Raw genomic sequence first — 24,953 nt, 5'->3', positions numbered from 1 at the left:
CGCCGCAGCTTCCCCCAGGTTGCCCAATGCCACTGCCGCACCATAACGAAGGTTGTAGTCAACTTTTTCATCTTTGAGGATGTTGGCAGCTTTCTGAGCAATATCCTCCGGTTTCTTCACCACGTTTTTCAAGTCTTGCGGCTTATATTCTGCTAATTTTTCCAAAGCATATTGCTTCACTCTGTCATAGCCATCGTCGAGGGCAGCGACTATGCCGTTAATATGCCACAGTTGCGGCTTGGGCTTGGGTGCTTCTTTGGCAATCACCCAAGACAGGGAGAAAAGGAGAATAAGAACAAGAATGAAAGGGAAAAGGAGAAAGGGAAACAGCTTTCTAGTGTTGCGGGCAGTTTTCAGCATTGGAGGACACAGCCAGGAAGAGGGGGAGATGCCGCTCTCGATATAATATTAAGTCGTTAAATGACTCATGTTTCCAAAGAAACAATTATATTCACTTGAGAGCAAAAGTTTTATCTTTTACTTCTTCTTCATCTTATTTCAGGTAGATTCCGGTTGAGTTGTTGCTGCTTCTCGTTCCCTGGCTCTGCATTCCTCGTTCCCTGGCTCTGCATTCCTCGTTCCCTGGCTCTGCCAGGGAATGCATAACTGTGGGCTGCTGCCTCAATATAATCCAATACGGTTCAGTTAAGGCTAAAACTCTTTGTCAAAGTTAATTTTTTAACGGAGCGCGTAGCGTGCCCGGAGGGCATACCGCACCAGGCGCAGCGGAAAGTCTGAGCGGAGGTTTCCTCCGGAGCGCGTAAGCTCCTCAAAGGAGCGAGGCTCAGAGCTTTCCAAGACAGAGAGCGCACCAGAGAAGAAAACAGAAGAGAAAAAATGCTTAACCCAAGCGTATTGCAATATAATCATTGGGAGGCGGAACCTCCTGTACTGCATTCCCATGCAGAGCATGGGAACGAGTTGGACGAGTTGGCCCTCGCTTTTAGCTGCGCTAAAATCTTTCCCTCTCCTTAGCAAGGAGAGGGATGCCCGACAGGGCAGGGTGAGGTTCAGCAAGGAGAGGGATGCCCGACAGGGCAGGGTGAGGTTCAGCAAGGAGAGGGATGCCCGACAGGGCAGGGTGAGGTTTTGAGCGCGAGTGCGTCTCGCACCAGAAGGAATTTTGAGTATTAACAGGTATCATCTCGCTCTCAACAACTGCACAAATGTATCACTCACTGCATGATCTTTAATATTCGCAGCGTATTGAATCAACCTCTCCCGCAATTCTTTAGCCGCATCCAACTCTAGCAAGGTTGCGAGTAAATAGTAAACTCCGTGAAAATGCGGTTTAGTCATGTGGTCAATTAAACGTTTTTCCACTTCTTCACCTTTGCCTAAAAAGTTTTGCAAAAGGAAGAAATCCATAATTTTGTCATGGCGAAAATACCATTCTTTCTTCGCTTCTCCTTTGTCATCCAGCCACTGACGGCTGACGACCATTTTATATTTCTCGTCTTCTAAAGAAATTAAAGCTTGATAAAATTCATCTGCAGGGAGCGCTTGTTGCTCATTCAGTCGCATTTCATACACTGCTTCAGAAAATTTCTTTAACGGAAATTCCTGATTCCATTCTCGCTGGTATTCTGCTGCCATCAAATTGTATTGTTCTTCTTGTAGATAAAACAAATTGGGCTGTTTACCTTGTGATAGCATCAAGGCAACTAGTGATAAATCCATTGGGTTAGAAAGAATTTTTTGTGCTGCATCTAACTCTTCAGGGGATTGCTGTTCTTTAAGAGCATCTGCTAAATAGTTCTTGTAAGCTTGCTGATATTTATCACCTTGTACTTTGGCATCTTTGGGCAGTCGCAACTGACGCAAACTCAAAAACTGCTCAATTTGTTCGCCTTCAAGAGGTTGCAATTCATATACCTTTGCTGTTGACGGAGGTATCCATTCCAAGGGCTGGGTTGTCATGATGATATTACCCCGGAAATAGAACTCAACAAACTGGGTGATTTTTGCCCGCGTGTCAGCCGTGACTTCGTTGAGTCCATCAATATAGATATCTATCGCGCCACTGTAAATCAAGTTTTTGAGGAATTCTGCATCTTGCGCGTGTCCATGTAGCTTTGCTTGAATTGCCTCAATCACACCTTTTTCACATTTTTGGGCAGGTAAGTAGACGACTATTTGCTCGGAGGTTTTTGCTAGATAGCGCAGAAACATTGACTTGCCTAAGCCAGAATCACCGATTAAGACAATTTGCCCATTAATCTTGGGCAATGCTTCGGTAATAGCTTTGTTTTTTCCTGATCCTAATAATCCCAAATATTTCACCTTAGATTCTGGGAAGTATGCTTGAAGGTTGAAATTATCTAACCCTGCATCTGCGAGTAGCGAAGGCTTAAACGGTTCAAACAGTTTGCGGCGCAGAAAGGGAACCCAGGTGAGGAGAAAGCCGACGTAGCCAACACCCAAAATGCGACGTACCCAAGGGTTCCAGAAAAAGATTGCTTGGATTTGGGGAAATTTGGGATAAGCAAAGATGAGGGCAAGCCAAAAGCTAGCATGAATGAGGATGGTGTTTCGTGCTTTGAAAAAGTACTTCCAAAACTCCAGATTATTTATAACTGACTTGACTGCATCAGCCTGAGTGGATTTGGCTTTTTGGAGGCGCTTATAATGATTTTGAAGTAAAGTGATGTCTTGTGCTTTCCAAGAAACTTTTTTAGCAACTTCGGCAATTTCTGCTGCTAGTTCTTGTCGCAAGTCGGGCAGAGACTCACTCAGTTTCCAAGTTTTCTCGAAAACTTCCATTGTTTTCTTACCCTGTTCGCGAGTCAATTTTTCTGGTTTACTTTTGGGCTTACCAACCCATTGCATCAGAGGTTCTACATCTTGCTCCCCACTACCTATAAAATGAGCTAAGAATCTGAGCTGCCCAACTTCAGAAGGATATTGCTGAACTACGTCCAGAACTTGCACAACAAACGAGAAATCTTGCTGTTCTAGCTTTGCGAGTGCTTCTACTGCGGCATTACGAACACTTGAGTCAGAATCTTTGAGCAGTTCGGCAAGTTGTGGGGCATACTCTTTGGCTTGCATTTGCCCCAGTGCTCTTGCTGCGGTATAACGGACACTGATGTTAGAATTTTTGAGCAGTTCAGCAAGCGTTGAGGCATACTCTTTGGCTTGCATCTGCCCCAATGCAAGTGCTGCAGCATTACGAACACTAATGTCAGAATCTTTGAGCAACTCAGCAATCTTCTTTGAGGCGACTTCTTTGGCTTGCGTCTGCCCCAATACAACTACTGCGGTATTACGAACACTTGAGTCAGAATCTTTGAGCAGTTCGGCAATCTTGTTTGGGGCAACTTCTTTGGCTTGCATCTGCCCCAATGCAAATGCTGCGGTGTTACGAACACTGATGTCAGAATCTTTGAGCAGTTCGGCAACTTTGTTTGGGGCATACTCTTTGGCTTGCATCTGCCCAAGCGCTTCTAGTGCAGTATTACGAACACTGACGTCTTTGAGGAGTCCAACAAGCGTTGAGGTATACTCTTTAGCTTGTATCTGTCCTAGTGCATCTGCTGCAGCATTACGAACACTTGAGTCAGAATCTTTGAGCAGTTCGGCAATTTTTGGGGCAACTTCTGTAGCTTGCATCTGCCCTAATGCTCTTGCTGAGGCATACTGGACACTGATGTTAGAATCTTTAAGCAGTTCGACAAGCGTTGGGGCAACTTCTTTGGCTTGCATCTGTCCTAGTGCTTCGGCTGCAGCATTACGAACACTGATGTCAGAATCTTTGAGCAGTTCGACAAGTGTTGAGGTATACTCTGTAGCTTGTATCTGTCCTAGCGCTTCTACTGCTGCATTACGAACACTGACGTCAGAATTTTTGAGAAGTTCGACAACTGTTGGGGCGACTTCTGTGGCTTGCATCTGTCCTAGCGCTTCTACTGCAGCATTACGGACATTGATGTCAGAATCTTTGAGTAATTCAACAAGCGTTGAGGCATACTCTCTGGCTTGCATTTGTCCCAGCGCAGCTGCTGCAGCAGAACGAACATTGATGTCAGAATTTTTGAGCAGTTCGGCAATCTTTGAGGTATAATCTTTGGCTTGCATCTGTCCCAATGCAACTGCTGCGGCGTTCAGAGAAACCGCGTCTTTGTCTTCCAACTGCTTGCCAAGCTCATCCACCACATCTTTATAATTTTGAATGAGCGAGTTGGGGTTATCTAGTTGATATAATGCCAACTTGTCCGCTGCTTTCAATCTTACGTTAGCGCCTGGATCTCTTAGCGCTGCGACAATACCTTTTATCTCCCAATCTTGCGGCTTGGGTTTGGGCGCTTCTTTGGCATTTACCCAAGGAAGAGATAACAGAAGAACAAGAAAAACAGTGAAAGGAAAAAGGAAAATGGGAGATAGCTTTCTGATTTTTTGGTTAGTTTTCAGCATAGGGACAGAGCGAGGAAGAAGGAAAGACACCGCTCTCAGATAAGGTTAAGTCGTTTTATGACTCAATGTTCTTAGATAAACAATTCTATGAGAGTTTCATCTTTATATTTATCTTCATTTCCGTTCGTTCAAATTCCGAATGAGCTGTTGCTGAATCTTTGTCTTAATACACTCTCGTCAGATGATAATGTCCATACTATTCCTAGTATAAACTATAATTTGTAGCACATCATCATGGATTTTCTCAAAGAACAAATTGTTGAAAAACTAGAACACCTATCAGACGATGCACTTGCTGCGGCTGAAGAGTGTCAATTATCTCACTTGAGTCGTTATGAACCTTATGACTGGGAACCAAGAGAAATAAATGAAGGTCTACCTGTTAGGTATATTCCTGGAAAGGAAGTCATGATAATTGAGGAATGACAAGTTCCTTTGTTATTAATTATGCCATCAAACTTATGAAGCAGGTAGTCAGGCAACTAAAAGAGCGAAACAAAATTGACTTGCACTCTAGGGGAATCAATTATCAGCTTTGGAGTTTGGATACTACAGAATACCAAAAGTTACGCTCGAATAGTCTCCCAATAGCAGATGATTACAGCTTTTACATAGAACTTTATCTTTTTGAGCGAGAGAAAGAGGATAGGCTGAACTTAGCAGAACTATTTGTCACCTTAGAGTGGCTATTTGGAGACAGTAGTGATTTCTTTGATGATTGGAAAGGCTCTTTCTGTTTTCCAATCTTACTGGTGGTCAAGAAGGCGAGAGGAGATTTCTTTTACTTGATGCGTATTTATGACCATCGAAGTACTGTTTACTTCAGTATATATAGAATCCTGGAAAATGGTATCAACGATTATGATACTGAAAAATTGCGTGAGCCATTCGCTTTGGAATTCTCCAGGCAAGAGATTAACTATTTTTTCAGCTTTTTCTATGGTTATATAACTGGATATTTTCAGAGTTTAAAACCAATTCCTATTGTTCAACCATTTTTGAAAAAAATTGATTCAAACCTCATTGTATACGGTTATAAAGATGGTGAATATTTTGAGAAGCAATATGATTCACAAAAAACATACCAAGCAGCAATTCAATCGTTTGAGGAAATCTATGGAAGCTGTTTGAGAAGAACAGATGTGAATGCTATCTTAAAAAAGATAATTAGTGATGTTTAGAAGATGTTTTACAGCAGAATTCAGGAGTCAGGAGTCAGGAGCGGAGCTTTCCTTGCTCCGCTTCTGACTTCTGAAGAATGATTCTGCTGTAACTTCAAGACCTCTCAACAATCCCTACCAAAATCGTCATTAGCTCTTCTAAATCATCAGGTAGCGAATATAAGGTGATATCCTCAATAATCTGTTGCGAGTTCACTCTTAATATCCCAAATCTCCAAACTTCACCAATTGTAACTGCACCATAAAACACCTCTTGCTCTTCTATTTTAGAAAGAGCAATCAGTTCTACGGCAAGTTGGGTAAAACCTCTGGTGATATCATCATTTTTAGCTTCTACAACTAAAAGACTTTGGGTTGAGCGTAATAAATAATCTAAGTTTCCCTTTAGCCAATTATTGACTGTCAGTGAATATTCAATTCTTAACTGGCAGTCACAGTAGTATGTCGCAACCTCTAGTAAAATAGGAGCAACTAAAGTTTCTCTGCGAGCAGTTTCGCTCGTCAGACTGACTCGTGGTAGTGTTCTTTCAATGCGGTCTTGTAAATCAGCTAGTCTATCGAGTTCTTTATTCGTTCTTGGCAAGGACAGCAACTGACCAATCAACTGATAACCAAGCTCTGCTAAGATTTCATCAGGCTCATAATTCATCTCAAAGTACGAACCGAACGTGTAGTCTCGGTTTTCCTGAAGAATTTTGGGTTTAGCCATGACGAGAACTCAAGTAACAAAAGTAGAAAAGAAGTTAGCATCAATGTAACGCAAGCATAACAAGCACGGTAAACTAGTTGAATTGACTAATATAGTTATGCCACTTGCTAGAAAAATAGTCCTATGCCTTCGTTTTTATTAGAAGTTGGTACAGAAGAACTCCCTGCTAGTTTCCTCAGTAGCGCTGTCTTACAGTGGAAATCTCGCATTCCCCAAACTCTGCAAGAAAACAACCTGACTTATGATGCTGTGGAAGTTTACGGAACTCCCCGACGCTTAGCTGTTCTCATCAAAAATTTACCATCTCAAGGGAGCGATCGCTCCCTTGAAATTAAAGGTCCTCCCGCACAAGCAGCTTTTAAAGATGGAAAACCAACACCAGCAGCACAAGGTTTTGCCAAAAAGCAAGGTGTGGAAGTCTCTGCATTGCAAGTTCGTCCCACTGATAAAGGAGATTTTGTCTTTGTCCAAAAACTCACCCCCGGTCGTCCAGTTGTCGATATCTTAACAGAACTTGTTCCCCAGTGGATTTTCAAACTCGAAGGCAAGCGGTTGATGCGTTGGGGTGATGGAGATAAGATTTTTTCTCGTCCCATCCGCTGGATTGTTGCTTTGTTAGATGAGGCGATACTGCCAATAGAATTAGATAATGGTTCCGAGACAATCAGAAGCGATAGCACTTCTTGTGGTCATCGTGTCTTACATCCAGAACCTGTGACAATACCCCACGCGAATGATTATGTCAGCACGCTTCGTTCTGCACATGTTGTCGTTGATATCGACGAACGAGCAAATACCATCACACAGCAAGTCAAAGAATCTGTACAAAAGTTAAACGGTTTTGCACAAATCTATCCAGATTTATTAGAAGAAGTCACAAACCTTGTAGAATTTCCTTCAGCAGTTGTTGGTAATTTTGAATCAGAGTTTCTGAACTTACCTACAGAAGTGATTACCACAGTCATGGTGAGTCACCAGCGTTATTTTCCTGTCTTCCAAAGTCCAAACGCTAAAGAATTACTACCCAATTTTATCACAATCTCTAACGGTGACCCCACAAAATCAGATATCATTGCTCGGGGAAATGAAAGAGTCATCCGCGCACGTTTGGCTGATGGTCAATTTTTCTACGACGCTGATTTAGAAAAACCTCTAGAAAGCTTTTTACCTCAATTGGAAACAGTTACTTTCCAAGAGGATTTAGGTTCGCTGCTGAAAAAAGTCAACCGGATTGGCCTAATTGCCGAACAAATCACAGAACAACTGCAATTAGGCGAAAAAGAACGAGAAAATATTCAAAGAGCAGCTCTTTTATGCAAAGCTGATTTAGTCAGTCAAATGGTGTATGAATTCCCAGAATTACAAGGAGTCATGGGACAAAAATATGCTTTGGCAAGTGGAGAAGATACAGCAGTTGCAACAGCAATTTTTGAACATTATTTACCTCGCTCTGCAGATGATATATTACCCCAAACTTTGACAGGACAAGTTGTTGGTTTGGCAGATAGACTTGACACATTAGTCAGCATTTTTGGATTGGGGATGATACCCACAGGTTCTTCTGACCCCTTTGCTTTGCGACGAGCAGCAAATGCGATTGTAAATATCACATGGACGGCTCATCTACCTATCAATCTACAACAGTTATTGGAAAAAATTGCGACAGACTTTGCTGGTGAATATAACAAAGATAAAAATCAATTAGTTGCTGCTTTACAAGAATTCTTCCTGCAACGCATCCGTAGCCTACTGCAAGAAGAGAAGCACATTGACTATGATTTAGTGAATGCTGTTTTGGGAGAAAACGATCCAGAGTATACAGAAAGGGCGTTAAAGGATTTATTGGATGTCGGCGATCGCGCAACTTTCCTGCAAAAAATCCGTAACAATGGTACATTAGAGAACATTTACGAAACCGTAAATCGTTCCACTCGTTTAGCAGCTCAAGGCGATTTGGATACAAAACAACTTGACCCCAAAACTATAGTTCATAAAGAACTCTTCCAAAAATCATCTGAGGCAGCATTTTACAATGCCATTGTCGATTTAGTGCCACAAACTCAAGCCGCACAACAATCACGAGACTATGGACAGCTACTCACAGCATTAGAGCAAATTACCCCCACCGTAAGTAACTTTTTTGACGGACCAGAAAGCGTATTAGTCATGGATTCTAATCCGGAAATCAAACGTAATCGGTTAAATTTGCTGGGATTACTTCGCAATCACGCCCGTGTTTTAGCGGATTTTGGTGCCATAGTAAAAAATTTGTAACATGAGTAAAAAAAAGTTGTGTGATTCTGACCAAGAAACGTTACCATAATGATGCTTAACCAGGGACCTCTGCCACAGTCTATGCCCACTATGCCCAAAGCCCACGTCATTGGATTAGGAAAGTCTGGTATTGCTGCGGCAAGATTGTTGAGACAGGAAGGTTGGGAGGTGGAAATTGGCGATCGCAACACCTCTCTTGACCTTCTAAAGCAACAACAAGAACTTACCGCAGAGGAAATTACTGTGAAATTGGGGTATACGCTAGACCTCAATGATCCTGATTTACCTCAATTGATAGTTGTTAGCCCTGGCGTGCCTTGGGATATCCCTGTATTAGTTAAGGCACGAGAATTAGGTATTAAAACTATTGGGGAAATGGAACTTGCTTGGCAACATTTGCAATCCGTCCCCTGGGTAGGAATTACTGGCACAAACGGTAAAACGACTACCACAGCCCTAATTGCTGCAATTTTTCAAGAAGCAGGATTAAACGCTCCTGCCTGCGGTAACATTGGCTATGCTGCCTGTGAAGTTGCCCTGTCTGTAGAGACAAGAGAACAAGACAATTCAAAATTACCGAAGATTGGATTCTCCTATGGCGTTCCGCCACGCTTCGCTATCCCAGATGCGCAAGGGACGGAGGAAACCACATCTCCAACTTCTCTCAAAATTCAAAATGGACTGCGTCCCGCTGCGCTAACAAAATTATTAGAAGTTTCTCTCCACCTCCCCACCTCCCCATCCCCCTCATCAGACAATCAAATAGACTGGGTGATTGCAGAGGTTAGTAGCTATCAAATAGAATCATCTTGTTCTCTTGCGCCTCGCATCGGTATATGGACAACTTTTACGCCAGATCACCTCAGTCGCCATAAAACCTTAGAGAACTACTACAACATTAAAGCTTCTCTGTTGCGTCAGTCGCAGTTGCAAGTATTTAACGGTGATGATCCATATCTGAGGAAAGTCAGTGCAAGTGATTGGTTTGACGCTTATTGGACAAGTGTCAAAGGTAAAGATGATTTAATCGGTTCAAAAGGCTATTACATAGAAGATGGTTGGGTTGTAGAAAAGTTGGATGCAAATTCCCAGCCCGAACGTATTGTGAAAGCTTCCGCTTTGCGGATGGTTGGAGAACACAACCAACAAAATTTGCTAATGTCAGTTGCAGCAGCGCGTTTAGCGGGAATTGATAAAGATGCTATTACTCGCGCGATAACTACATTTCCTGGTGTTCCCCATCGTTTGGAACACATTTGTACCTGGGAAGGTATTGATTTCATTAACGACAGCAAAGCCACTAACTATGACGCCGCTGAAGTTGGCTTAATCTCTGTCAAAAGTCCAGTTGTATTAATTGCTGGTGGTGAAGCTAAAGCCGGAGATGACACTGGCTGGATAGCAAAAATTAAAGACAAAGCGACTGCAGTCTTGCTGATTGGCACTGCTGCACCTGCATTTGCCCAACGCTTGCAAAAAGAAGGATATAGCAACTACGAAATTGTAGAAACAATGGAGAAAGCTGTTCCCAAATCAGCAGCATTGGCAAAACACCATCAAGCATCTGTGGTGTTACTATCTCCTGCTTGTGCAAGTTTCGACCAATATGCTAATTTTGAACAACGGGGTGACCATTTTCGCCAGTTATGTTCAGAGTTTTTAAAAACTTAAAAGCCGTTCCTAACTAAGAAAGAACGGCGAAGAAATTTGATTGACCAAACTCATATTAGAGCAAACCAAAAATGACTAACGATGAGTAATGATGAAGGTTATTACCATCACCTATGCTTTCGAGGTGAGTGATGAGAAGAATTGTGGAATGAGCTAAAACCCAGATGGTAGAAGCACCTTATCCACTTCAATAATCACACCGTTCTTTGCTCTCGTAGAAGGATGCTTACCAATAGCATTATTCAACTTGACTGTACCTTCTGAGTCAACAGCAATTTTGATTTGCTCACCTTCAACAGTTGTGATTGACTTACCATTTAGCTCTTTAGCATCTTTAGCATTAACTTCACCAGCAACTAAATGATACTTTAATACTCTCTGCCGATTTTGTGGCTGGCTATATCGCTCAAACACATCTTTAGGTAAAGCATTAAAGGCTTCATTAGTTGGAGCAAAAATTGTGAAATTACCTGATTGCTTGAGAGTTTGAAGAAGACCTGCTTGTTTCAACTCATAATAAAGATTAGCAAATTTACTATTTTGGGCAAGAGTATCAGCGACGTTTTTCTCTGAGTTACGATAGGGATAGCTACGATGAGCAGATGGCTGAAAAAGAGCTGGGGGAGGATAGAACTTGGCTAAAACAGGAACACTAACGAGGGTAGCAGTTCCAGCAATTCCTACAACACAAGCTAACTTATTGAACCAGCTTTTGGTGATTTCGGCTTTAAGACGATTTTGATTAAGCATAAGACATAAAAAAAGTAATTGAGTGACACGTAAACTCTTTGACACTTAAGCAACATCTCGTCGGAGATTCTTAGGTCGAACCCGTCTTTTTTGGTTTGACAGACAGGAATCGATAAGAAGTCAGGCTGAGGTCAGTCGCTACAACAAAGGAGAGAATACCAACGTAGTGTTTTTGGCAATACACTAGCACCCTAACAAGAGGTGGTTACGCGTCTATTAGGAATTTCAGCAACCGCTAACTTCCTCTGGGGTTTTTTTTCCTCTACTCGTGGTGTTACAATTCGTGCTCAGCCAAGTTTTAGTCTTAATGCTAACTACAACTCACTCAACAGTCATTCCGCAAATGTTTTTTGAATGCTAGAAGACATTTTTGTAGTTTTGGTTCTGAGCTAAGAAGATGCTGCTTGTTTACCACACAGATTCCCTCAATGGTCGCAACTAGTCGTTCAACCTCATCTGTTCTTTCTATAATTTTTGTTTGCTTGATTATTATCTCGCTCTATAATTGTACTCCCAAATTTTCACTGGTTGTTTTTTGGATCATGAAAATTAACACATTTTTGATGAACATCAATGATCATTCATCGTTACTTTAATAAATTTTAATACTAATGATTCATACACAAAGAATTTAGGAGGCGAGCGGTTGGGCAGATCACCTGAAATCTATGCTAATCTATGCATAAGCTAGCAATAAAATAATATGCATAGGTTAGAAGATTTACTCCAGATTGGTGATGCCGCAAAACTTAGGGGAGTCAGTATTGACACACTCCGTCGTTGGGAGAAAACAGGAAAGATTCAAGCTGTGAGAACAGAAGGAGGTCATCGTCGCTACCGTGTAGCAGACTTACTTAAAGCGGACAATCCCAACTTGCGGCATACTGTGATTTATGGTCGAGTCAGCACTCCGGATAAGAAAGACGATCTAGCTCGTCAAATAGGGGTACTTGAACTTTATTGCCAGCAGCAAGGGTATGAAGAAATTTACACTTTAAAAGATGTAGGATCTGGACTCAACTATAAAAAACGTGGGTTACTAAAACTTCTTGAGTTGTTGCAGCGTAATCAAGTAGAGCGTTTGCTCATTACTGATAAAGACCGCTTGCTCAGGTTTGGTTCAGAGCTAGTATTTGCTCTATGTGAGAATAATAGAACTGAAGTGATCATTTTAAACAAACCTATTACTCAAGAACCTGAACAAGAATTGGTAGATGATGTCTTAGCTGTAATCACAGTCATGTCCGCTCGTCTGTATGGAAAGCGTTCTAAACGTAACCTAAAAGCAATGCAAGCAATGCACGAATGTGTAGATAAAATTCTTGCTGCCGAGAATTGACAGATGAAATCTTAGCACGTTAGTCTCAAGAAAAGATTTATTCAATTAATTCTATGGAAAAAAAGAAGCAACAGAAAACTGAATACACCTACACTCAGGTTGTTCCTGTTGTTTCTTGCTCAGACGAATCACAGATTGACCGAATCATGCACCTGTGTGGTGTACCAAGAAGATTAACTTACAACAAACTCGGCTCTTTACAAGGCTGGGGTCTAGATTGGAAAAAAGCAGACCCTATAGTTAGAACAGTCTTAAAACCGGATGATATTGGTCTTCCTGGTAAACTATGGGAATGGTCGGTAAATGACACGATGAAAGCTATTAGCGCCCAACAGGAATCTGCGAAAACTTTCTTAACTCAAGATATCTACAACCACACCAATGACCCCGACAAGCGCAAACGTTTAATAGACCTACTTAAGACCAATCCAACTGTTGACAACTGGCTACATCGTCAGTTTAGAAAACAGTACTTGAAAGGTCATACGTTTGTCAGAAATCAGATTGTTTACCAGGGTGCAGGATATTCCTCTAAGCGTCTAACCAGAAATACTATACAGTTAGAAGTTGCCGGGTTAACTAGAGGCAAACGCATCACTTTAAAATTGCGTTGTCGTCATATTATTAAAGGTCAAATTCGGTTAATCCGCAACGAACATGGGGGTTTAGAGGTTCATTGTATTCGGACTAAAACTCTAATTCTGCCACAGGGGGAACCTAATAAAAAGTTAGGAATTGATAAAGGGTATACAGAAGGGTACTACACGTCAGAAGGTACTAAAATTGCTGAGGGTTTAGGTAAACTGCTGACAGCAAAGACAAATAGGATTACTAAAACTAATCGTAATCGTTATAGACTCTTTGCGATATCCAGGATTAATCCTGCTAAGTCTGCAACTATTCTCAAAAATAATTTAGGTTATAAAACTAAGAAACGTCGTCTACAGCGTGAGAAGGCGACCATACAGAATTTCATTCGTAAAGATTTAAGACTGAATATCACAACACCCGTTGAAATCTTCTGCGAAGATCTCACTCAACCGATTATTGGTAAGCAGCAAGCAAAACACATCAACCGCAAGCTGAACCAATGGATGAACGGTGAGCTACAAGCTTCGATTGAGAAAATCTCATTGGAGACAGGATCAAAAGTGTCAGTGGTAAATCCTGCTTACACGTCGCAAGTTGATTCTGCAACCGGGACGCTTTTAGGTCGTCGGGAGCGCGATTGCTTTATCCGGTACACGGGGGACGTGATCCAAGCTGATCTGAATGCGTCGATAAATATTCGCATTCGAGGCACAGACAACAACATCACCCGCTACATGAAATCGAGTGATGTTGAATCTGAGTTGTTAACTCGGACTGTGCGGTACTTAGCTTCGATAGGTTCGTCAGTCACTGATGCATTAAATCTTGGGTGGCTTCTACCTAAGTTTAAAGCAAAAGCATTGAAACTTGAAGATAAGTATCACTCGCAGGGGTAGCGAGTATGGTTAAGCTCCGATGACTGGAAGTTCAAACCAGTTGAACGACAACGCTCTAATCGCAGTAACCAGTACGGATGAAACCAGCAATTTCAGACATTTCTACCTATTGCATAGCTTTAAGTAGATTTAGTTTACCCCATGCCTACGCTCTACCTCCGGTAATAGATACAATTAAGAGGAGTACTATAGCGCCACCTAATTGAAGACTAGGTTGTCGTTAACTTCTTCCTTTGAAAGAATCAAGCCATTCTTGGACTTGTGTTCTAGCAATATCGCGACCACCTAAACCAAATGCTAACGCAATGGCAACAGCGATCGCCCCTAGTAAAAGTCCAAAAGCTAAGTTGACAATATCACTGGCAACACCAATCTGTTGCAGCGCCATTGCACAGACAAACGCAATGATCGCAATTCGGGTGATTTGTCCTAAAATCCGTGCTTGGCGATTGCCAGAACTGGTAATGATATTGAAAGCAAGATTTGCCAGAAATAAACCAATAGCGAATACGACTAATCCAGCCAAAATTCGCCCCAATATTATGACAATACCAGCCACCAATGCTGTGAGCGCTGGAATATTCAGAATATTAACCGCTGCCAAAGTTGCAAATAGCATAATGCCAACAAGGGCGATAATGCCGACAATTTCTGATGGAGTGCGGTTTGGTACTGACGATACTGTTGGTTCTTCTGGAATAACGACTCGTCTGGTAGGCGATGGTAGACCGATAACAGAGAAAATGTTGTTAAACCCTATACTTGTAAGGATACTAGTCACCAGTTCACAAACAAACCGTCCAATGAAATAGGCAACAATTAGAATACCGATTGCTGTAAAGACAGCTGGTAGCGTATTCAAAATCCGTTGCAGCATTGCGATCGCCGGAACGGAAATTGCTTGAATTTGTAGTTGATTGAGTGCGGCAATTGCTACAGGAATCAAAATCAAGACATAGACAATTGTGCCGAGAATGCTAGATAGGGATTGTGTCCCTGAAGCTGTACTCAACCCAAAGCGACGTCCTAAACTGTCAACTCCTGTTGTCGCTAGTAAGTTTGTGACAATACGACGCACCACATTCGCCACAAACCAGCCAATCGCAGCAATTAACGTTGCACCCAAAATATTGGGTAGAATTGATGTAACCTCTGTGACCAGAAGTTTGACTGGTTCTAATGCCTGAGTTAATCCTAGGCTTTCAAGCAACGGTATGAGAAAGACTAAAAAGACAAACCAATACAAAGCATTGCCAATCGTCTGACTCAGAGATAATTGATTGAGACTTGGAGTTTCATCTTGTGGTGGGTTTAATCGTTCATCTACTCGTAACGCTTGCAGTCCGCGTACTGTTATAAGCTTGACTAAAGTCGCGACTAACCAGGCGACTCCCAAAATCACCCCAGCTACAGCCAATCTGGGTAAAAACTCACCAATTTGATTAAGAAAATTGTTCAGCGGCTGCGAAGCGACTCTAAGTTGTAACGTGTCTAAAACGGCAACTATAGTTAAAAGTAGGATGCCCCAAAAGACAAAGCCAGAGATAATTGACTCTATTTGGGGAACATCTCGACCACCAGTTACTCCTGAAGCAATGCGGTTGTCTAGATTGGTGCGTTTGAGGAGGGAGCGTACTACAGCAGATACAATAGCAGCAATTAGCCAGCCAATTAACAAAATTAGCACTGCTCCCAGCAATTGGGGCAGAAAATTCAGCACCTGTTGTAAAGTCCCTTGCAAGTAACTCCTCGCATCGGGTTGTTCCGATGGTAATGTTGGCGATTGTGCTAAAAAACTTTGCACCCTCATTGACAAACCAACTTCCATCACCTGGATCATTTCTTGCCAAGTTGTGTTCATGGTTGTTGTTCAAAATTAAAGTTGAGTGTTATGCAGAAAACACTTTAGATGCTTCTGAATGTGGATTGTCCTGATTATCCTACACTCCCGTAAGTTTATCAGTGTTTTGTCTATAAATTGAGTGGTAAATTTCTACAAAAAAATAGATATCAAGAATGACTTTTTACTTTGTTATTTTTAATTTGTTGTTATTTTTTCTTGATTTTTCTAATCAAAAAGTTATAAGATGATAAGCTGCTTATAATATGTAAAGTTCAACACTTAACTGAGTTGTCGTATTTTAAGAATTTGTGTGGCGTGTAGAATTTCGCGTTACTCTAAATGCAGCCATAGCAAAACAGATGTGGAATGTCTCAAGTCTTTGAACAATCAATTCAAATTAATGCCACAGCAACGACCGTAGAGCGCTGCATTACCGAATATGCTCTGATGCATCGCTGGCTTAATCCTGTCTTGCGTTGTGAACCGATTGGTCAGTGGAGTACCAATGTTGGTAGCAAAAGTCGGTTTGTCATTCAAATACCAATCATAAAACCGACATTGAATAGTATAATTGTGGAAAGACAGCCAGGTTTAGTCGTATGGGAGTTCCAAGGTTTTTTTAAAGGGCGCGATCGCTGGGAATGTCAACCGATAGACAAAGGAACATGCCTCCTTAACCGCTTTGAATTCCAGATTCCTAACCCTGTTGTGAGTTGGGGTTTCAAAACCTTTGCCCAAAGTTGGACAAAAGAAGATATGCAAGCTCAATTGCGTCGGCTCAAGCGCGTTGCAGAGGAAATACAACAAGGATTTTACTAACCTTGTCTACTACTCAGTCCTTTTCAGCAGACTCAGTATCTGCCGAATAGTAACAGCATCCTGGGCTTGGGGAGCTTTTGTCAAATAAGTTTCCAAGTCGTTAGCAGCTTGAGCAAATAAACCAAGTTCATAGCACAAAAGACCGCGATCGCGCAATTCTAGCGCCGCACCAGGAAACAAAAGTAAAATCCTCTCAACAGCTGCTAAAGCTTTCTCTAATTCCTGTTGACTTAGATAAATATATTTCAGATTCGCCAATATTCGTGCTAGAAACTGCCTCTTACTGACTGTGGCTAAAAATTCCGGTTGCAACTGCACTGTTTGTTGATAAACTTGATTTAGGCGTTCTTGACAATCTTGTGGAAACATGACTTCACCACTATTGAACGCATCAATAAAAATCTCCGTATCTGGAATATCAGGACGAATCAGAAAATGTCCTGGCATTCCCACCCCCACCATAGGAAAGTCTACTCTTCGGGCGACTTCCAGATAAACAAGTGCTAAGGTAATAGGAATTCCTGACCGACGGTCAATCACATCATTTAAAAAGCTGTTGCGAGGATCATAGTAATTTTTCTTATTTCCAGCAAATCCTAAATCATCATAGAGATAATGATTGAGACTTTGAATAACTCGCAAGGGATATCTTTGGGATGGTAAGCGTTCTTGCAGTTCTAGAGCCATTGTATCAAGGGCATTAAGATATTCCTCTGGATCCAGGTTGGGATATTCTTCCTGTGCTATGTATAAAGCTGCCCTCGCCAAGTCAAGATGCTCATCAGGCTGCTGGATTTCTTGGTCAAAATATTGCCGCGCTGACGAGAAGTTCATAAGCACATGTTTTTAAATATAGGTTCAAAAATAAACATGAGAAAGCATAAAAAGCTTTTTCTCTACTTCTATATTAAACTTGCTATAGGAATTGCAAAAATGAAAATTTCAAATTTTATTTACAATTAAGTTAGTAAGGATACAGACAAAAGCTAAGCCAGACTCCTGCTGGAATGTTTTCTATTTTTTTCATCACTTTTTACAGAAAGATTAAATTTTTCATATTTTATACGAAATCTGCTTTGAATGCTATCTAAAAATTATAAAGAAATTGCTCAGTCTGATAAAACAGAAGTCAGAAGCCACTAAGTCAGGAGCATTCCCCCTAACTTTAGTGGAACTCCGGTCAGAATCAATCAACTGGAGTTGAAAGCTAAATTTCATTCGCTAGTCGCACAGAATATATTCTGTATTCTGACGACTGACTCAATGAATTCTTTGTTGATAAAAAATCTTTCAGTACGATACATTGGAGAAAACCATGAATACCACAGTGCATTGGCAACAACGAGTTGGAAATCAAAGAGACTGGGTTTGGAGAGGCTGGCAAACTCGCTACACATATATTCGTCCAGCTCAAAACAATCGCAAGACAACTCCCCTCATATTGCTACACGGATTTGGTGCGTCTATTGGTCATTGGCGACACAATTTAGAGGTACTAGGCGAACACCACACCGTTTATGCGCTTGATATGTTGGGTTGGGGCGCTTCTGAAAAAGCTCCGGTAAATTACAGCACACATCTTTGGGCAGAACAGATTTACGATTTTTGGAAAGTCTTTATCCGTCAACCAGTTGTACTAATAGGTAACTCCCTTGGTTCACTTGTTTCTTTAGCAGCAGCAGCAGCTCATCCCGAAATGGTACAAGGTGTTGTGATGATGAGTTTGCCCGATCCGTCATTAGAGCAAGAAGCTATTCCTGCTATACTGCGACCGATTGTCATGGGAATCAAAAATCTTGTTGCTTCCCCACTGTTACTTAAACCTTTATTTCAGGTATTGCGCCGACCAACAATAGTACGTCGCTGGGCTAGTATCGCCTATGCTAACCCAGAAGCAATTACCGATGAACTCGTAGAAATTTTAGTTGGTCCTGCTCAAGATCGGGGTTCTGCGCGTGCTTTCAGCGCCTTGTTTAAAGCGACTATTGGTATTAACTTTAGCCCCAGCGTCAAGACAGTACTACCAACCTTACAAATTCCCATGCTTTTGGTTTGGGGGCAAAAAGACCGATTTATTCCCTCTGCACTTGCTGGTCAATTTGCTCATTTTAACGAAAAGTTAGAACTGCTTAACTTGGAAGATGTCGGTCATTGTCCTCACGATGAACGCCCAGAATTGGTAAATCAAGCCATTTTAGATTGGATTAATAAATGTCTTGTTGACACCAAGCAGTGTGTTGCTCCTGATAGCAATGAGTTATTTGATGATCATGCAATGCTATAAATTCTTCTACAGAACTAAAGCGCGATCGCTCTGGCTTGATTTCAGAGGACAATCACTCTTGTGAGTATTTTGTATCTTAGCGATCGCCAAAATATATGTTCGCAATCAAGCAACCGAATTACAACGCTTGTTCTTGCTCCAACCAAGTTGTAAAATCTGCCTTTGAAGAGAAATTGAGTAGTGCCAATGCTAACGCTTCCAATCGTTCCAGGCTTAAAGCCGAAATGCGCTCGTGCTCAATTTCTGACAACTGCCCCACTTTTTGCTCAAGTAAAAGCAGAACAAGCGATCGTTCTCCCTTTCTTCTCCCAAGTTCTTCACCTTCCTCTAAAATTTCCTGGTAAATTACTGACTCGCGCATCATACCCTCCCGAAATATTCGCCGAATCAAGTCCTTCTTAAATTTTAACCCTGCCAGAATTTGGGCGTAAGTCGAAACTTCCTGTCGTTGTTCTTGTGCTAAACGATTGACTTGCTGTGCTACTATGAAGCAACCGAATTACAATGCTTGTTCTTGCTGCAACCAAGTTGTAAAATCTGCCTTTGAAGAGAAATTGAGTAGTGCCAATGCTAACGCTTCCAATCGTTCCAGGCTTAAAGCCGAAATGCGCTCGTGCTCAATTTCTGACAACTGCCCCACTTTTTGCTCAAGTAAAAGCAGAACAAGCGATCGTCCTTCCTCTTGACGTCCTAGCTGTTCACCCTCTTGGCGTCCTTCTTCTAAAATTTCCTGGTAAATTACTGACTCGCGCATCATACCCTCCCGAAATATTCGCCGAATCAAGTCCTTCTTAAATTTTAACCCTGCCAAAATTTGGGCGTAAGTCGAAACTTCCTGTCGTTGTTCTTGTGCTAAGCGATTGACTTGCTGTGCTACTTGCTGCAGTAACTGTTCTGGAGACGTTGTGCTTGCTAAAGGAGCAAGGGGTAACAACGCCGAGTCATTCAGGAAGATTTCTGGTTCTTGCTCCCACAGTCGGATGACGCGATATTCATGACGGGTTGTGGCTGCGACAAAGGCGGTTTCAATCACTGTATCTTCAGGTGGAGGTAGCAGCAACACAACAACCTGGGTAATTGGTAAGCGCTAGAGGCGATGCAGCCGTACCCAGTAATCGAGCATTCGTAACGGTATCGGAGGATTGGATTCTAGTTTGGTTTGAAATTCTAGGTGTAAGATTTGTCCTTGCAATTGCAAGAAGGTAACATAATCTGCCCGAATTGGTTCAATGCTGAGTTCGGTTTTGAGAATTTCGACTGAGCGTTGGGGTGTCCCTAGTACCCATGAGGCGAAACGATCAGGATATTTTTCAGATAGCAGCTTACACAGGTTATCAAAGGACATACCAAACTTAACCCACTGTTCTCAATAGTTTATCAAAACCAGAGGTGAGTATTCTTGCAATCTGAACTGATTATTTGGTATTAGAGCGATCGCTGTTCACAGAACTTTTGTCTCTACTGGATACTGTTGCAACACATGCTTAACATACTGCCCAGTATATGAGCGAGAATTTTCTGCGACTTCTTCTGGCGTACCTACAGCAATCACTTCTCCCCCTTGATCACCCCCTTCTGGACCTAAATCTATCAACCAATCCGCACAACGAATCACATCTAAATTGTGTTCAATCACTAAAATTGAATTTCCTTTATCTACCAAACGTTGCAACACATCTAACAACTTGTGAACATCATAAAAAGATAAACCTGTTGTCGGTTCATCTATAAGATAAAGTGTCTTACCTGTAGCGCGGCGCGAAAGTTCTGTTGCTAATTTCACCCGCTGTGCTTCCCCACCAGATAAAGTCGTTGCTGGTTGTCCAAGTTTAATATATCCCAACCCTACATCCACCAAAGTTTGTAATTTACTAACCGCTTTCGGAATATTTTTAAAAAACTCCAAAGCTTCCTCAACCGTCATGTTAAGAACATCAGAAATAGACTTGTCTTTGTACTTCACCTGCAAAGTTTCGCGGTTATATCTTGCACCTTTACAAACTTCGCACTGTACATAAACATCCGGCAAAAAGTTCATTTCAATGACATTTACACCCTGTCCGCCGCAAGCTTCGCAACGTCCACCTTTGACATTGAAGGAAAATTGTCCTGCTTTATAACCTCTTGCTTTCGCTTCAATTGTTTGTGTAAACACTTCACGAATAATACTAAAAACACCTGTATATGTCGCTGGGTTAGAACGTGGTGTTCTACCAATGGGTGATTGGTCAATGACAATTGCTTTGTCAACAGTATCCAATCCTTCAATTGCATCTATTTCTTTGGGAAATGGAACTTTACGCGTCAGCTGATGTTGTAGTGCAGGATAGAGTAACTCATTCATTAAAGTCGATTTACCAGAACCAGAAACACCAGTCACGGCGACAAGTTTACCCAAAGGTATTTCTACATTTATATTTTTTAAATTATTGCGATGAGCATTTTTGATCGCCAAACTCAACCCGTTTCCTTCTCTGCGTACAGCCGGAGTTGTAATCACTTTTCGTTTGGACAAATATGCACCCGTCAGCGACTCTTGCGACTCCAGTAACGCTTGCAAATTACCTTGAGTCACAATATTTCCGCCATGAATACCTGCAAAAGGACCAATATCAACAAGATAGTCAGCAGCACGAATTGTTTCTTCATCATGCTCTACTACAATCAACGTATTACCCAAATCCCTCAATCTTGTTAAAGTTCGTAGCAACCGTGCATTATCTCGTTGATGCAAACCAATACTCGGTTCATCCAAAACGTATAAAACCCCAGTCAACCCAGAACCAATTTGAGTCGCCAGACGAATTCGTTGTGCTTCACCACCCGAAAGCGTCATCGCCGGACGATCAAGTGTCAGGTAATCTAAACCCACATCCAAGAGAAACTGCAATCGCGCTTTGATTTCTCTGAGTACTAAATCTGCAATTTGCACCTGACGTTGACTCAACTCTAACTTATCAATCCTCTCGCGACACTCCCGAATTGAGGTACCAGTCAAATCCAAAATTCCATACTGTCCCAACCGCACCGCTAACGCCTCCGGTTTCAACCGTTTCCCCTCACACACAGGACACGGTTGATCTATTAAATACTGTTCCAACTTTTGCTTAATTAACTCTGAACTCCCCTCGTATTGCTTTTGCAACATAGGAAGCACCCCTTTAAATAAACTCTGCGACTTCTGCGTCTGGGTGGTTCCATGTAAAATGACCTCCCGCTGTTCCTCAGTTAACTGATTCCACAATCTCTGCAATTCAAACCCAAACTCTTGTCCCAAATGATACAACAACTCCAGATAATAAGAATTCTCTTTATCCGACCAAGGAGCGATCGCAGAATACACAGGCGCTTTCGGGTCAGGAACTACCAACTCTGGCGAAAATCTTCTTAAACTTCCAATCCCGTGACAATGAGGACAAGCACCATACGGTGAATTAAACGAGAACAAGCGCGGTGATAATTCCTCCATAACCGCCCCGTGTTCTGGACACGCGAAGTTCTCGGAAAATATTAATTCTGAAGGTAATTCTTGATTTTCTGTATCTTTTGTAATTTCAATAACCGCAATTCCACTTGATTGCTTCAAACAAGTGGTAAGAGAATCGACCAAACGCTCCTGAATACCAGGCTTTTTCACAAGACGGTCAATGACGACTTCAATCGTGTGAGTAACATTTTTATCTAACTTAATTGCATCAGCAAGTTCTCGTACCTCGCCATCTACCCGGACACGGACAAAACCTTGAGAAGCTAAACTTGATAAGAGCTTGCTATGAGTCCCTTTTTTCCCGCGAACAACAGGCGCAAGGATTTGAAAGCGAGTACGATCAGGAAGTTCAGATATGCGATCGCACATCTGATCTATTGTCTGAGGAGCAATACAGCGATCGCATATCGGACAATGAGGTTCACCCGCCCGTCCAAACAGCAACCGCATATAGTCGTAAATCTCAGTCACCGTCCCCACCGTAGAACGAGGGTTATGAGAAGTTGACTTTTGATCAATAGAAATTGCTGGACTTAAACCTTCTATCGCCTCCACATCAGGTTTTTCCACCTGTCCTAAAAATTGCCGTGCATAAGCGCTGAGGGATTCCACATAACGGCGTTGCCCTTCTGCGAAAATAGTGTCAAATGCTAAGGAAGACTTGCCAGAACCAGAAACACCAGTAAAGACAATCAGGCGATCGCGTGGCAGTTCTAAATCAATATTCTTAAGATTATGCTGCCGAGCACCACGAATGCGGATTGTGTTTTGGTTGTTGCTAGAGTTGGGAAGATGTCCATTTAAGGATGTGGCTAGCTGGGTATTTGACATATGAGCAGTCTGGGAAAAAGCAGTAGAGGCGAAACAGTTCTTAATGTTATCATTGTCGCCTTTACTATGGTAGAACAAGAGTACTGCTTTAGGTGATGATTCCCTCACTACTCTGCATCTGGGCGCAAGCGAGTTAGTTTGCAATTGCTGAAAGTGCTTGCTGTGAAACGCGATCTGCGGCTTTAATTAAATCGGCTGCTTTTTCGCCAATCATAATTGTGGGTGCATTAGTATTTCCCGTAGTCAGAGTTGGCATGATTGATGCATCCACGACACGTAACCCCTCAACCCCGTATACCCGTAGTTCGGGGTCTACAACCGCCATTGGGTCAATTCCCATTTTACAGGTGCCAACAGGATGAAACATAGTACTGCAAGTTTCCCGGATGTAGGCAACGAGTGCTTCATCGCTAGTCACGTCGGCACCAGGAGCGACTTCCTCACCTCGAAACTCATCAAAGGCACTTGTATCAAACAATTTGCGCATTAATTTAATCCCGGCAACTAGCTTTTGCACATCGGATTGACTTTGGAGATAGTTCATCCGAAGAATCGGTGCATCTTTGGCGTCAGGCGAACGCAAACTGACACTCCCAATATTTTGGGGATGAGTCAAACTGACTGTACCAATGAATCCCGGACCAGAACCAGCATAGCCAGGAGGTGCCCACAGAATGGGACCGAAGAAAAACTGTAAATCTGGCGCAGCATCCAGATTACCCTCGCTATGCAAAAACAATCCGGTTTCACTGATACCAGTACCGTTGATTGCAGGTTGTAAATCCTGAGTTGCCTGATATGGCAGAAAAACGCAAACGTGGTCTTGGAGGTTTTGACCGACACCCGGCAAATCAACGACTACAGAAATCCCCAATGCTTGCAGGTGTTTTGCATCACCAATGCCTGAAAGCATCAGCAGCTTGGGCGAATTGAACGCGCCAGCACTTAAAATCACTTCAGAGTTGATCCTGGCTTGGTGCAGCTGATTATCGTGCAGGTATTCTACCCCAACAGTGCAAGTTCCCTCAAACAACAATCGAGTCACCAACGCTCCTGTTATCGTTGTCAAATTGGGACGCTTGAGAATTGGCACTAGGAATGCAGCAGCGGCACTGTGCCGTTTACCATCTTTGATAGTAAACTGATAGGGTCCGGCACCTTCCTGCTGCATTCCGTTGAAATCAGGATTGTGGTTATATCCCATTGCCACACATGCGTCTACAAATCGTTGGGATGCCACAGCAGGGGAAATAACATCGGTCACGCTCAACTCGCCATCAACACTGTGGTATTCGGAGGCACCGCGTTGCTGGTTTTCAGATTTCTTGAAATATGGCAGTACATCAAGGTACGACCAACCGGGATTTCCCAATTCCTGCCAGTGATCATAATCATGATGATTGCCTCGGGCATAAAGCAAGAAATTAATCGAACTGCAACCACCCAAGACTTTCCCACGCGGACAAAACATTTTGCGGTTATTTAGGTACGGTTCTGGTTCAGAAAAATATCCCCAGTCCACCTCGGTACCCGGTAGGTTTATGCATTCCGATGGGATTTGAATCTCCGGTTTAGTATCTGGGTTGCCAGCTTCGAGCAATAACACCGTTGTTTTACTGTCTTGTGTCAGACGGTTGGCGACAACGCAGCCTGCCGAACCTGCACCTATCACAATATAGTCATATTGAGTCATGAAATTTTCCTTATCTGTTGTCTGTAATGAATTACCATTTCAGCACAAAATATTGAGTGTGATCCGCCAAAGGAAACTTGAGAAACATGATCGGGGCTAATTACGATGAAATGATTGTAGATCGCAAAATCGCAAAAAAGAGCATCGTTGGTTGTGACAACATGAGTTAGCT

16 protein-coding genes and 2 pseudogenes are annotated in these 24,953 nt (G+C 42.2%); 8 read left to right on the top strand and 10 right to left on the bottom strand.

All coding sequences use genetic code 11. The features are described from left to right. Positions 1-360: pseudogene (locus tag DP117_RS13475) on the bottom strand (PBS lyase); the annotation flags it as partial. A gap of 780 nt (positions 361-1,140) precedes the next feature. Next, positions 1,141-4,413 (bottom strand): HEAT repeat domain-containing protein, encoded by a 3,273-nt coding sequence (locus DP117_RS13470; protein ID WP_169218815.1) that lies wholly within the window; start codon positions 4,411-4,413, stop codon positions 1,141-1,143. A 234-nt stretch (positions 4,414-4,647) separates the two neighbouring features. On the opposite strand from DP117_RS13470, the gene DP117_RS13465 reads away from it, so the two are divergent. Both DP117_RS13465 and DP117_RS13460 read left to right on the top strand, forming a co-directional pair. Next, positions 4,648-4,839, top strand: coding sequence for a hypothetical protein (locus DP117_RS13465; RefSeq protein WP_169218814.1), 192 nt, complete (start codon positions 4,648-4,650; stop codon positions 4,837-4,839). 116 nt (positions 4,840-4,955) lie between these two features. Further along, complete coding sequence (locus DP117_RS13460) at positions 4,956-5,594, top strand: hypothetical protein (protein ID WP_248277652.1); 639 nt, start codon at positions 4,956-4,958, stop codon at positions 5,592-5,594. Positions 5,595-5,688: 94 nt separating this feature from the next. Here DP117_RS13460 and DP117_RS13455 read toward each other — a convergent pair whose 3' ends face one another. Next, on the bottom strand, positions 5,689-6,303 hold the full coding sequence (locus DP117_RS13455; protein WP_169218813.1) for a hypothetical protein: 615 nt from the start codon (positions 6,301-6,303) through the stop codon (positions 5,689-5,691). Between the two features lie 123 nt (positions 6,304-6,426). Here DP117_RS13455 and glyS point away from each other — a divergent pair, with 123 nt between their 5' ends. Continuing rightward, positions 6,427-8,577 carry a glycine--tRNA ligase subunit beta gene (glyS, locus tag DP117_RS13450; RefSeq protein ID WP_169218812.1) on the top strand — a complete coding sequence of 717 codons (2,151 nt, stop codon included), beginning with the start codon at positions 6,427-6,429 and terminating at the stop codon, positions 8,575-8,577. A 90-nt stretch (positions 8,578-8,667) separates the two neighbouring features. Beyond that, positions 8,668-10,248: a UDP-N-acetylmuramoyl-L-alanine--D-glutamate ligase gene (gene murD, locus DP117_RS13445; RefSeq protein ID WP_211176090.1), complete on the top strand. Its 1,581-nt coding sequence runs from the start codon at positions 8,668-8,670 to the stop codon at positions 10,246-10,248. Between the two features lie 153 nt (positions 10,249-10,401). Here murD and DP117_RS13440 read toward each other — a convergent pair whose 3' ends face one another. Then, positions 10,402-10,998 (bottom strand): fasciclin domain-containing protein, encoded by a 597-nt coding sequence (locus DP117_RS13440; protein WP_169218810.1) that lies wholly within the window; start codon positions 10,996-10,998, stop codon positions 10,402-10,404. Positions 10,999-11,701: 703 nt separating this feature from the next. Between DP117_RS13440 and DP117_RS13435 the strand changes: the two genes are divergently transcribed. Together DP117_RS13435 and DP117_RS13430 are read left to right on the top strand one after the other, a co-directional pair. Next, positions 11,702-12,337: an IS607 family transposase gene (locus tag DP117_RS13435; protein WP_169218809.1), complete on the top strand. Its 636-nt coding sequence runs from the start codon at positions 11,702-11,704 to the stop codon at positions 12,335-12,337. Positions 12,338-12,390: 53 nt separating this feature from the next. After that, on the top strand, positions 12,391-13,824 hold the full coding sequence (locus tag DP117_RS13430; RefSeq protein WP_169218808.1) for a zinc ribbon domain-containing protein: 1,434 nt from the start codon (positions 12,391-12,393) through the stop codon (positions 13,822-13,824). A gap of 220 nt (positions 13,825-14,044) precedes the next feature. Here the strand turns inward: DP117_RS13430 and DP117_RS13425 are convergent, their stop codons facing one another. After that, positions 14,045-15,685 carry a mechanosensitive ion channel gene (locus DP117_RS13425; RefSeq protein WP_169218807.1) on the bottom strand — a complete coding sequence of 547 codons (1,641 nt, stop codon included), beginning with the start codon at positions 15,683-15,685 and terminating at the stop codon, positions 14,045-14,047. Positions 15,686-16,033: 348 nt separating this feature from the next. On the opposite strand from DP117_RS13425, the gene DP117_RS13420 reads away from it, so the two are divergent. Continuing rightward, on the top strand, positions 16,034-16,486 hold the full coding sequence (locus tag DP117_RS13420) for an SRPBCC family protein (RefSeq protein ID WP_169218806.1): 453 nt from the start codon (positions 16,034-16,036) through the stop codon (positions 16,484-16,486). A 9-nt stretch (positions 16,487-16,495) separates the two neighbouring features. Here DP117_RS13420 and DP117_RS13415 read toward each other — a convergent pair whose 3' ends face one another. Further along, on the bottom strand, positions 16,496-17,320 hold the full coding sequence (locus tag DP117_RS13415; protein WP_169218805.1) for a SirB1 family protein: 825 nt from the start codon (positions 17,318-17,320) through the stop codon (positions 16,496-16,498). Between the two features lie 481 nt (positions 17,321-17,801). Here DP117_RS13415 and DP117_RS13410 point away from each other — a divergent pair, with 481 nt between their 5' ends. Then, positions 17,802-18,770: an alpha/beta fold hydrolase gene (locus DP117_RS13410; RefSeq protein WP_169218804.1), complete on the top strand. Its 969-nt coding sequence runs from the start codon at positions 17,802-17,804 to the stop codon at positions 18,768-18,770. 118 nt (positions 18,771-18,888) lie between these two features. Here the strand turns inward: DP117_RS13410 and DP117_RS13405 are convergent, their stop codons facing one another. From DP117_RS13405 to DP117_RS13390, 4 genes and pseudogenes are all read right to left on the bottom strand, one after another. Beyond that, complete coding sequence (locus DP117_RS13405; protein WP_248277651.1) at positions 18,889-19,134, bottom strand: DUF4351 domain-containing protein; 246 nt, start codon at positions 19,132-19,134, stop codon at positions 18,889-18,891. Positions 19,135-19,269: 135 nt separating this feature from the next. After that, positions 19,270-20,115: pseudogene (locus DP117_RS13400) on the bottom strand (DUF4351 domain-containing protein). Between the two features lie 96 nt (positions 20,116-20,211). Then, entirely contained in the window at positions 20,212-23,088 is a 2,877-nt protein-coding gene (gene uvrA / locus DP117_RS13395; protein ID WP_169218803.1) for an excinuclease ABC subunit UvrA, read from the bottom strand. 133 nt (positions 23,089-23,221) lie between these two features. Beyond that, positions 23,222-24,781, bottom strand: coding sequence for a GMC family oxidoreductase N-terminal domain-containing protein (locus tag DP117_RS13390; protein WP_169218802.1), 1,560 nt, complete (start codon positions 24,779-24,781; stop codon positions 23,222-23,224). Positions 24,782-24,953 lie beyond the last annotated feature (172 nt).

Source organism: Brasilonema sp. UFV-L1, from assembly GCF_012912105.1.
Classification (GTDB): Bacteria; Cyanobacteriota; Cyanobacteriia; order Cyanobacteriales; family Nostocaceae; genus Brasilonema.
Note: the sequence above shows the minus strand (reverse complement) of the source record. Positions and strands in the feature narration are given on the sequence as shown.